Source organism: Tepidimonas fonticaldi (genome assembly GCF_001675355.1).
In the GTDB taxonomy this organism is placed as follows: domain Bacteria; phylum Pseudomonadota; class Gammaproteobacteria; order Burkholderiales; family Burkholderiaceae_C; genus Tepidimonas; species Tepidimonas fonticaldi.
In genome coordinates this window covers 1-1018 of the sequence record NZ_LZDH01000031.1, presented here as the reverse complement: position 1 = coordinate 1018, position 1018 = coordinate 1, and the positions used below count along the sequence as shown (strand labels likewise).

2 protein-coding genes are annotated in these 1018 nt (G+C 47.2%); both read left to right on the top strand.

The annotated features are described in order from the left end of the window. Nucleotides 1-361: SDR family oxidoreductase (locus A9O67_RS12935; RefSeq protein ID WP_156682239.1), on the top strand; the 361-nt coding region annotated here is incomplete at its 5' end. Nucleotides 362-370: 9 nt separating this feature from the next. Then, the coding region (locus A9O67_RS12930; RefSeq protein ID WP_197484421.1) for a thiolase family protein at nucleotides 371-1018 on the top strand (648 nt) is incomplete at its 3' end.

The following is a 1018-nucleotide window of genomic DNA, read 5'->3' as shown; positions in this document are numbered from 1 at the left end:
GTTAATGCGTGAGCAAGAAAGCGGCCGAATTGTCAATATTTCATCGGCGAGTTGGCTTGGGAATGTTGGGCAAGCCAACTATGCTGCATCCAAAGCCGGGGTTATTGGCCTGACTAAAACGGCTTGTCGTGAACTCGCCCGTAAAGGGGTCACAGTCAATGCGATTTGCCCAGGGTTTATTGATACGGATATGACCCGTGGTGTGCCTGAAAAAGTGTGGGACATCATGATGAGCAAGATACCTGCGGGTTTTGCAGGAGATCCGCGCGATGTTGGACAATGTGTTGCATTTTTAGCCTCTGATAAAGCGCGTTATATCAATGGCGAAGTAATCAATGTTGGCGGCGGAATGGTGTTATAGGGGGAAATAATGAAACAAGCGAATGATATTGTCATTGTGAGTGGTGTGAGAACGGCAATTGGCACGATGGGGGGAAGTTTTGCAAATACGCATCAACATGACCTCGGGGCGGTGGTTATCCGTGAAGCCGTGAAAAGAGCTGGAATTGCTCCCGAAGATGTTGATGAAGTCATTGTGGGTAATGTTGGGCAAATCGCAGAAAGTGGTTTTATCGCTCGTATTTGCCAACTGCGAGCAGGGTTACCAAAAGAAACCACCGCTTATTCTGTTAACCGCCAATGTGGTTCAGGGCTACAAGCGTTAGCCGATGGCATGATGTTGTTGCAGACCGGCCAATCAGATGTTGTGGTGGCGTGTGGTACTGAAAATATGACAATGCTGCCGTACTACTTACGCAAAGCGCGCTATGGCTACAGCATGGGAAATGATGTACTGGAAGATGGGTTAACGTCCATCCTAACTTGGCCAGAAGGCCCTTACCACAACGGAATGACGGCAGAAAATGTTGCAGGGCAGTTCAATATTACCCGTGAAGAAATGGATGATTTTGCATGGGATAGCCAGCAAAAAGCGTTAAAAGCGATTCAAGCCGGTTATTTTTCTGACCAAATATTACCAGTAGAAATACCCGAAGGCCGTAAAGGTACACGTATTTTT